Source organism: Pseudonocardia sp. D17, from assembly GCF_036984265.1.
In the GTDB taxonomy this organism is placed as follows: Bacteria; Actinomycetota; Actinomycetes; order Mycobacteriales; family Pseudonocardiaceae; genus Pseudonocardia; species Pseudonocardia benzenivorans.
Genome location: NZ_BPRG01000109.1, coordinates 1 through 8,679 on the forward strand (window position 1 = coordinate 1; position 8,679 = coordinate 8,679).

At 67.0% G+C, this 8,679-nt stretch carries 11 protein-coding genes and 1 pseudogene; 1 reads left to right on the forward strand and 11 read right to left on the reverse strand.

Going from position 1 to position 8,679, the window contains the following annotated elements:
- Positions 1 to 354: 354 nt before the first annotated feature.
- The 10 genes from PSD17_RS17870 to PSD17_RS17915 all read right to left on the reverse strand — a co-directional run bounded on the left by PSD17_RS17870 (position 355) and on the right by PSD17_RS17915 (position 7,451).
- Complete coding sequence (locus tag PSD17_RS17870; RefSeq protein WP_339123628.1) at positions 355 to 1,074, reverse strand: IclR family transcriptional regulator; 720 nt, start codon at positions 1,072 to 1,074, stop codon at positions 355 to 357.
- Positions 1,075 to 1,376: 302 nt separating this feature from the next.
- Positions 1,377 to 1,517: a hypothetical protein gene (locus PSD17_RS17875; RefSeq protein ID WP_339123630.1), complete on the reverse strand. Its 141-nt coding sequence runs from the start codon at positions 1,515 to 1,517 to the stop codon at positions 1,377 to 1,379.
- 336 nt (positions 1,518 to 1,853) lie between these two features.
- Positions 1,854 to 2,048, reverse strand: a complete 195-nt coding sequence (locus PSD17_RS17880; RefSeq protein WP_339123632.1) for a ferredoxin — start codon at positions 2,046 to 2,048, stop codon at positions 1,854 to 1,856.
- Positions 2,045 to 2,311 (reverse strand): hypothetical protein, encoded by a 267-nt coding sequence (locus PSD17_RS17885; RefSeq protein ID WP_339123633.1) that lies wholly within the window; start codon positions 2,309 to 2,311, stop codon positions 2,045 to 2,047. Before PSD17_RS17885 ends, PSD17_RS17880 begins: the two co-directional genes overlap by 4 nt.
- A gap of 10 nt (positions 2,312 to 2,321) precedes the next feature.
- The gene (locus tag PSD17_RS17890) at positions 2,322 to 3,122 is read right to left on the reverse strand and encodes a hypothetical protein (protein ID WP_339123634.1); all 801 of its coding nucleotides are present in this window, start codon (positions 3,120 to 3,122) and stop codon (positions 2,322 to 2,324) included.
- A gap of 13 nt (positions 3,123 to 3,135) precedes the next feature.
- On the reverse strand, positions 3,136 to 4,029 hold the full coding sequence (locus PSD17_RS17895) for an alpha/beta fold hydrolase (protein WP_339123636.1): 894 nt from the start codon (positions 4,027 to 4,029) through the stop codon (positions 3,136 to 3,138).
- The gene (locus PSD17_RS17900) at positions 4,026 to 4,211 is read right to left on the reverse strand and encodes a hypothetical protein (RefSeq protein WP_339123638.1); all 186 of its coding nucleotides are present in this window, start codon (positions 4,209 to 4,211) and stop codon (positions 4,026 to 4,028) included. Before PSD17_RS17900 ends, PSD17_RS17895 begins: the two co-directional genes overlap by 4 nt.
- 49 nt (positions 4,212 to 4,260) lie before the next feature.
- Positions 4,261 to 4,764: an aromatic-ring-hydroxylating dioxygenase subunit beta gene (locus PSD17_RS17905; protein ID WP_339123640.1), complete on the reverse strand. Its 504-nt coding sequence runs from the start codon at positions 4,762 to 4,764 to the stop codon at positions 4,261 to 4,263.
- Positions 4,761 to 6,086, reverse strand: coding sequence for an aromatic ring-hydroxylating dioxygenase subunit alpha (locus PSD17_RS17910; protein ID WP_339123641.1), 1,326 nt, complete (start codon positions 6,084 to 6,086; stop codon positions 4,761 to 4,763). Before PSD17_RS17910 ends, PSD17_RS17905 begins: the two co-directional genes overlap by 4 nt.
- A 276-nt stretch (positions 6,087 to 6,362) precedes the next feature.
- Positions 6,363 to 7,451 (reverse strand): SDR family NAD(P)-dependent oxidoreductase, encoded by a 1,089-nt coding sequence (locus PSD17_RS17915; RefSeq protein WP_339123642.1) that lies wholly within the window; start codon positions 7,449 to 7,451, stop codon positions 6,363 to 6,365.
- A gap of 155 nt (positions 7,452 to 7,606) precedes the next feature.
- On the opposite strand from PSD17_RS17915, the gene PSD17_RS17920 reads away from it, so the two are divergent.
- Positions 7,607 to 8,485, forward strand: coding sequence for a LysR family transcriptional regulator (locus tag PSD17_RS17920; protein WP_339123644.1), 879 nt, complete (start codon positions 7,607 to 7,609; stop codon positions 8,483 to 8,485).
- A 49-nt stretch (positions 8,486 to 8,534) separates the two neighbouring features.
- On the opposite strand, the pseudogene PSD17_RS35375 reads toward PSD17_RS17920, so the two are convergent.
- Positions 8,535 to 8,606: pseudogene (locus PSD17_RS35375) on the reverse strand (hypothetical protein); the annotation flags it as partial.
- Positions 8,607 to 8,679 lie beyond the last annotated feature (73 nt).

Consider the following 8,679-nt stretch of genomic DNA (forward strand, 5'->3'; position numbering starts at 1 on the left):
ACAGCCTCTCAGCCGATCACCGCAGCCGGGTTACAACGCCAACGTTCTCGATCGAGGCACTAGCTAGACCTGGGCCCAGCTCACGTCATCAGCCGGGGCCCGTAATGGCGGGGACACGCGAGGCGGCGATCGGCGGGCGCCGGGGATGGAGGACCGGGCCATTACCCTGGTCGCGGGCAGGATGATCACGTTGCTCGGGGTGACCGCTCAGTGCATCGCGCAGGTGATCGTGCTGACCGAGCTACCTGAGTGGGCGAACTGGCGGTCTTGATAGTCACTTTTGGCCCTCTGGGAAGCTGACCTCAAGAGATCGCAACTGGTCCCGGAGATCGCCGTACGGGCCATCACTCGACGTCAGATCAGATCGCCGATGCGGTCGGCGTACCGCCGCACCTGCCTCGCCGAGGGTGAGTCAGGGTATAGCTCGTCTTCCAGTCCGAGCCCCGAGAGCACCAGCGTGCTCCGAGGGCGGCCGTGGCGCGGAAAGATGACTGCGGCGATGGCGCAGTGGCCCTGCTGATCGGGGCGACGCTGGAAATCCACGCCGCCCGCGGCCCGGATGGCGATCAGCCGTGGCTCGAGCTTGCGGCCTTGCTCCGCTCCGACCGTATCGGCGATCTCTTCGCGAGACATATAAGCGAGCAGGGCTCGGCCCGAGGCGGACTGGCCGACCGGGAACCGTGAGCCCACGTCGAAGACGAGATCAAGGCTCATGCCGGGGTTCCACACTTGGTCGACAAGGAGTAGCTCCCGGTGCACGACTGCGGCGATGGAAACCATCAGCTGGCGCTCACCTAGCGTGCGGACGAAGTCCGACATGTACGGCAATGCGGCCGAGCGCAGGGAAAGCCTCTCGCGATAGGCATTGCCGAAGACGAGCGCCCGCGGGCCGATCAGGTAGCCGCCCCCCGGGGCGGGCTCGACGAACTCCTCGGCCTCCAACGTCCGGAGGATCCGACGAATGATCGTGCGGTCCACCCCGAGGCTCGCAGCGAGATCGACGATTGACCGAGGGCTCGGCTGAGTAGCAAGGGCCTGCAGGACCGCGACCGCCCGCTCGACCGATTGCAGCACTGAGCGCTTGTCCGCGGGGGGGCGGCCAGACGGGGTTGCCGAGGATGGATCTACGTCGGGAGGCCCGGCCATGGGGCGGAGTCTATGGCCAGACCCGCAGGCTCTGGAGGATGGCCGGGACGGGACCCCGTCGCACCGGGCCGAGCGGCAACGAGCTCGCCGTGGACGTGCTGCGAATCTCGGTGGCCGATGGCGCCGCATCAGCGGTAGGCCGCCGCTTGATCTATCATAATATCCCCCGTTATCGGCTTATGGTGGTCGCTGAACTGCGGAAGGCCTACCTCTCAGCGCGCACCGGTTGATCAAGTGCCGAGTATTCGGACTTTGACCTCGGGCAGGTCGGCGAAGCCGGCCTGGGCGTCGGTGCTGATCAGGACCCGGCCGGTGGCGCGCGCGGTGGCGGCGATGATCAGGTCGTGGGACGCCGCGGGGCCGCCCGGCACGGCGGACGTGAGCCAGTAGCGCGGGCATGGTGCACCGCCACCTCCGGGGTGGAGTCGGCTACCGGGGTGACCGCCAACAGCTCCTCGAGGAAGGCCTGCTGGGCGGCCCGTCGGGCCGGGTCGGTGTCGAGTTCGACGCCGGTGGGGTACTCGGCCAGCGCCACCGCTGGGTCGACCTGTGCGCCGGGCCACGGCAGACGAAGCCTGGGCCCGGACCGTCGTGCGCTCCGCGGACGGTCCACGGCCATCGCTCTGCTCAGAGGCTGTACAGGAGGGCGTGCGGTGCCGCCGGTACCGCCGCGGCGGCGCCGGGCAGGTGGCCCACAACGAGCTAGGCTAGTCGGTGAGGGTGATGGCGTGCACCGGACAGGCCCGCACGGCGGCTTCCAGGTCCGGCCGCAGTGTGGCGGAGGGCTCGGCTTCCAGCACTATCGCGACGTTGTCCTCCTCGTCGAGGTCGAACACCTCCGGCGCGCTCAGCACACACGAGGCGAATCCCTCGCACTTCGCCACGTCCAGGACGACCTTCATTTCGTGCGGGTCCTCTCGTTCGTCGGCAGCGAGCCGAGCTGCCCCATCGGATCAGTGCGGGTGGCCCCGGCAAGCTGCATGAGCAGCAGTGGATGCACGCCCCGGGCGTGCAACGCGGCTAGGTTCGCGAGCACCACGTCGGTCACGTCCTCGGCCGTCACCCCTGCGTCGGCAGCCACCGCGGCCGCGTCGTCCCCGGCCCGCCGCAACAGGTCGGGATCGCGCGCCATCCGGCGGACCAGCCGGTCGAGTCGAAGATTCACCAGGGCTTCCTCAGAACAGCCGGGCCAGCGCCATGCCGGTCGCCCATTCGGTCACCGGCTCATAGGCGGTGACCGTTCCCGGCGACGGGCAGGCGGCCATCACGGTCACCCAGTTCCGGATCTCCTGGGCCCCGTTGCCCGCCTCCTCGGTGACCCACGGGACGTCCCAGGTGAGCAGTTCATCGACCGCACCCCTGCGGACGCAGTCCAGAAAGCCATCGTCGAACTCGACGTTCACCTGGCCCATCTCCGGGGTTCCAACCCAGTGGGACAATCCGCCTGCGCCCAGCAACAGCACCCGCTCGCCCTCCGGTCGTTCGGCCACCACCGAGGCGATGAGCTCGCCGAGCTGGGCACTGCGCCAGAACGGGGCCAACGGTGGAGTACTGGCGTTCTGGAAGATCGGGACGATCGGCAGATCCAGTCCCGGGCGGATCAACGTGAGCGGCGCCATGAAGCCGTGGTCCAACCGGGGGTCGGCCGACCACGACAGGTCGAACCCGCGCGCTACACCCGCCTCGAGAAGCGCGGACGCGAAGCCGGTCGCCAACGGGACCTCGGCCGCCGGTACACCGGCATCGCCCCATCCGGTACAGGTGTCGCCGATGCCCACGCAGACCTGTGGGTAGTTGTCGTAGAAGAACGAGTTCAGGTGCTCGCTGCTGACGATCACGACGACGTCGGGCGCCAGCTCGTCGACCTCGGCGCGCAACGTCTCAAAGGCCTCGCGGATCCGGCGCTGGTCAGCCGCGGCGGGGTCGTACCTCCGGATCATCATCGCGGTGTGCGAGGCGCCGTAGCCGGCGATCATTTTGCCCACCGAATCAGCTCTCGGCCATGGCGGCAGGTCGGGGGACCACGCGACCGAGGAACTCCCCCACCACCCGGTGGAACTCCTCCGGGTCCTCGAACTGCGGCCAGTGCGCGACGTCCTCCATGAGGTGAAACGAGGCACCGGGGATCAGCTTGCTGGCTGCCTCGCCCACCGGCCACTGCATGGTCGGGTTGTGCCGGGTCCACAGCACGAGGGTCGGGCAGGAGATCCGGGTCAGCGCTTCGGGGCCCAGCGCGTCCGACTCGCCCTCGGTCAGCCCGTCGAGCAGCCGGTTGGCGACCGCGAGGAAGTCGGGCTGGGTGAAGATCCGGTAGCGGGCCTCGACCAGTTCGTCGGTCACCACGGCCTTATCGTGCACGAGCCATTCCAGCCGGGTGCGGACCGCCTCACGGCTCGGCTGTGCGAAGGCCTTCTTGGTCGCCTCTCGAACCTGGCTGCCGACCTGGCGGGTCAACGCTGCGCCCCCGGCGTCCACCTGGAGCCCGGCGCCGGTCACGCTGACGAATGCCGAGACCCGATCGGCGTGGTGCGCCGCGAGCCAGCCGGCAACCCAGCCACCCAGCGACTGCCCGACGAGCACCGCCCGCGGCGCGTCGACTGCGTCCAGGAAGGCCAGCACGTGCTCGGCCAGTGCCGGGACGGTGTAGTCGATCAGGGGCTTGTCAGTGAAACCGTGGCCCAGCATGTCCAACGCGTAGACGTGGTGGGTCCTCGCCAGTGTCGTGACGTTGCGGACCCACGTCTCGGCGTGGCCGCTGATGCCGTGCAGCAGTACGATCGGCTCTCCGCTACCGGCCTCGATGCAGCGGGTCCGGAACCCGCCGGCGTCGTAGTACCGCACCTGTGCTCCCAGTGCGTGCACCCAGAACGAGTTCTCGCTCATTGCCTTGCTCCTCCGTCGTCGGCGGGGCCGAACGGGTCGTGCAGCAGGCGCGCGAACAACGCGTCGTCCTGCCAGGTCAGGCTCTCCAGTTGCAGCGGGTCCAGGAACACCTCACGACCGGTGCGGGAGTTGTGGATCCGCAACCGCGTGCCGTTGGCGCTGTCGTCACGGCTGATCTCCACCCGGGCAAACTCATTGCTAATCACCAGGGCATCGCACTGACCGTCGCGCTCAGAGGTAGATCGAGATTGCACGGGGCAACACCCGGTGGTCCAGCAGGATCATCCGCTCGGCGATCTTCCAGTCGTCCTCGCCCCGGACCAGCCGGTCTTGCCGGCAACCGACGAAGAACTGCTCAGAATTGCCCCGGCGCGATTGGAAGACCAGTAGATTTGATTCGACGCCGACCGTGCCGTCCTCGTTCTCGGTGGCCACGATGTTGGTGACGAACCGCCGGGTGCGGGAACGCGGCTGCTCGGAGTGGGCCAGACCGGTCTTCAGTCGCTCGTTGCGTTTGAGCAGGAACCTCTTGTCTTCCTCGATCAGTGCCCATTCGCCTGCGATCGGGCTCCGTTCCTGGCCGACCTCCCGGCTCTCGGTGATCGGCATCCAGTACCGGGCATCCTCGGTGAACAGCTCCAGCCACTCGTCGAACCGATTGTTGTCGAGCATCTTGGCCTCGCGGTAGAGGAACAGCTCGGCCTCTCGCTGAAGGTCCACCAGCTGGCTGGTCATGCCCGGTCCTCCGTCATCAGCTGGCGCCAGTAGCGGTAGAAGTTGCGGTGGTTCTGTTCGGAGTAGTGCGGCCCGATCCGGCCGGGCAGGGTCGGCTCGTCGATCTCACCCTCGTGCCCCATTCCCATCGTGTAGTTGAAATCGAGCGTTCTGGAGACCGCTCCGCGGGCCGACTCGGTGATCTTCTCGAAGTTCTCCCCGTCGTCTTGGCCGAAGATGCCGGCCGCCGCGTTCTCCTGCGACATCTGCGACCGCGCGTAGTCCTTGACGTGCTGGGGGGCGCCGGTGTCGTAGAACGTGGTCTGCCAGACCTCGAGTTCACCGGGCCCCTTGGGATGCCACTGATAGAGGCCGAACACGTGGAAGCAGCCGAACTTGATCCACGACAGGTTGGGGAAGACGTTGCCCTCTCCGAGCCCGTGCACCGCGGCTTGCTCGGGGCTGAGCCGGTCGGCGATCCGCTGGTTGTAGGCCTTGACGTAGTCGACGGCCTCCGTGCCGAAGTGCTCGGCCATCATCAGGTCGTTCGCCAGCCCGCGCCCTGGCTTGGGGATGTCCCCCATGCCGTGTCCGTGGTCGAAGTAGGCGATGTAGTCGGCCAGGATGTCGTAGTCGGGCAGGAACCCGATCTGGAACGCTGACCCGTGGGTGTAGAGCACGTGGTAGTCGTCCCCGGCGAAGTTCTCCGCGGCGAGCTTCCAGTTGGCCGGAATTACGTACTTCATGGTGGGACCGAGGACCTCCAACCCACCTAGCGCACCCTCGATTGGTATGTCGAGATACCAAAGCTGGTCGCGGCCGAGGTAGTCGATCAGCGGGATTGCGTCGGCATCCCAGTTGGCGAAGATGAAACCTTTGTAGGTTTCCACGCGAGGCACCTCGACCAGGCCGAGGCGAGTCTTGTCGAGCTCGTTGCGGTAAGCATCTGCGCTGCGCGGGACGCCGACCAGCGGGCCCTCCGAACTGTAGGTCCAGCCGTGGTAAGGGCACCGAAAGAACTTGGCGTTGCCTTGGTCCGATGAGCAGACCGTCATGCCACGGTGGCGACAGGAATTCAGCAGCACCCGGACTTTGCCGTCGCTGCCCCGGGTCGCGATCACCGGGTCCTCACCCATGACATTGGTGATGTAGTCGCCCGGCTTCCGCAGCTGGGAGTCGTGCCCGATGTAGAGCCAGGTCCGGGTGAAGATCCGCTGCAGTTCCTGATCGTAGATCGCTGGGTCGCGGAAGATCTCCCGGCTGATCATGCCCTCGTCCGGCCGCACGAGGTCGGCCGAAGTCCGGGCGGGCGCGACCATCGGCCGCGGGTCGGTCATCGTCATTACAGCACTCCCTTGTGCACTCACGCTCATGTCCGACTGGTTCTCGTCCCGACCGGGACCTGGGACTGGTGCTCGACAGGCACAATTCTCGGAACCGGCCTCTTGCCGGTGTGGCACGACAGCCCTCGCCATCGACCCGTCACGACCTCGAGGTCCTCTGCACATTAGAACTGAGATCTTCTCCACAGTGAAGATAGGAGGCACCTCTCCGGGGGGTCAACACCCACTCGTGCGTCCTCAGCGGCGCGGAACACCGCGGTACCGAGGTCGGTCAGTTCACTGGGTGCTGCCGCCCGCCCAGTTCTCCTGCGAGCCAAGATTCGCCATAGCCGCCGCATATAGCGCACCTTGCGCGTCGAAAGGCAGGTGCGGAACGCCGGCCCGCTCATACTTCGGCATCGCTGCCTCGAGCCGGCTGTACATCTCCTCCATGTCCGGCGGCAGCTCGCGGTCCAGCCAGGCGGCGTAGTCGCCGTAACCGTGGTCGTAGTTCCATTCGGGCACGTAGTACAGCCGACCGGCCGCCCCGCGACCGTCCTGAGCAGAGAGGAACAGCGTGATCGGCAGCAGGTGCTCGGGGATCGCCGGCCGCATGAAGTAGACGACGCCGATCTCGTTGAACGCGCGAGCCGTGGTGTCGAACCACGACGCCCGGGTGTGCCCCGGCATGATCGCGTTGACCGCGACACCGTCGCCCCGTACCTCTTCACCGAGGTAGAAGGTGAGCGCGGTGATGGCCGCCTTGGTGGCCTGGTACGGCATCTCCACAGTCCACGGGCGCAGCCCGTGGTAGCCGCCGCCGGCGGCGACGGGGAGGACGCCGCTGCTGACCACGTTGACGATGCTGCCGCGTCTTTTCTCCTGCATCGGCTGGATGAACCGGCGGATGACCTTCAGGGTGCCGAAGACATTGACGCCGAACATCGCCTGCCAGTCCTGGTCTGTCGTGTCCAGGGTGTTGCGGTGCCCGGTCGGGTGGAAGAGTGTCTCGGAGACCAGCGCCGCGTTGTTGATCAGTATGTCGACGGTCCCGAACCGATCTAAGACGTCAACGTATGCGGCGTCGAGCTGGGTGTCGTCGGTAATGTCTACCTCGACGGCCAGTCCATGATCAGCTTCTAGCTGCTTGCGGAAGTCCTCGGCACCGTCCCAGCTCTTGTCGGCGGCGACAACCTTCGCGCCGGCGCGCATCAATCCTTCGGACATGGACCGGCCGATCCCCCGGGCCCCTCCGGTGACGACGGCCACGAGGCTCTCGAGCTGGCCCCGCCACTCGCGGAGCGCCCGCTCCACCATCTGGTCCTGCTTCGCCCGGGCCGCAGCTGCGTTCGAGCTCTCCGAACTCGCCGCCTCGTCCATCGACATGCTCGCTCCCAGTCCAAAGTGGTTCTGCTCCGGCGAGTACGAACCAGTTCAGATGCGGCGGTCTCTCCGGGGCGAGGTGCATCGGCACGCTATGGCGCCCGCCGCATGCGCGTCCATAGAATAGTTTGGATTCCACCTATTCATCGGGAGCAGTAGTGGAGCTTCGCCAGCTGCGTTACTTCGCCGAGGTGGCCCACGTCGGCTCCTTCCTGGGCGCGGCCGACCGGCTCGACGTGGCCCAGCCGTCGCTGTGGCGTCAGGTCAAGGCGCTGGAGGCGGAACTGGGCGTGCCACTCTTCGAGCGCTCCGGCCGGGGGGTGAAGATCACGAGCGCAGGTTCGCAGCTGCTCCCCCGCGCCGATCAACTGCTCGCACAGGCGGAGGCCATCCGCGTGTTGAGCAGCGAGCTGACACACGGCCGAGCCGGTGTGGTGACAGTCGCTTGCGCGTACCCTCACGTGCCCCGCTTCCTCGCGCCGCTCATCGGCAGCTTTCGTCAGACGCACCCGGACGTCCACGTCGGCGTACACGAATCGCCCGGACTACCGCCGGTGGAACAGGTCCTCTGCGGCGACGTCGATTTCGTAACCGCCCTCCCGCGGACCGATGAGAGACTGGCCGGTCACCGACTAGGGGACGTGGGGGTGATTGTCATTACCGCCGAGGACCATCCGTGGCGGCATCGGACTGAGATCTCGGTGTCGGATTTGGCGGGAATGCCGGTCATGATTGGCAGCCCCCTCAGCCTGACCCGACGCCTGCTGGAGCCGGCCCTGCGGGAGGGCGGGTTCGTACTGGACATCGCCCTCGAATCAGGAAACACCACCACCCTGGTGGCGATGGCCCGGGCCGGCCTGGGAGTCGCCGTGCTCGCCGACGACAATCTCGCCGGCGATCCGGCCGCAACCTGGCCGGTCCTCGTGGACGAGCGCTACTCCATGACCACTCCGATCTGGATCTACTGGGCCCGGCGCCGATCCCTTGCTCCCCCGGCCCAGGCCTTCGTCCACCATGTCCAGCGTGTAGGGCCCTGAACAGGAACAGCACGGTCGATGCGCCGGCGAGGATCTGCGGCAGGATCAAGCTCCAGGTGTGGACGCCGAAGACCCGCGCAGAGAGCGCCTGCACCCACAGCGCGCCGGGCAGCTTGTCCACGCTCAACGTCTCAGCCTGAATCCACCGTCGTCCGCACTTGTTGATCTTTGGGGTGGGTTGGCTCGTGGTGATA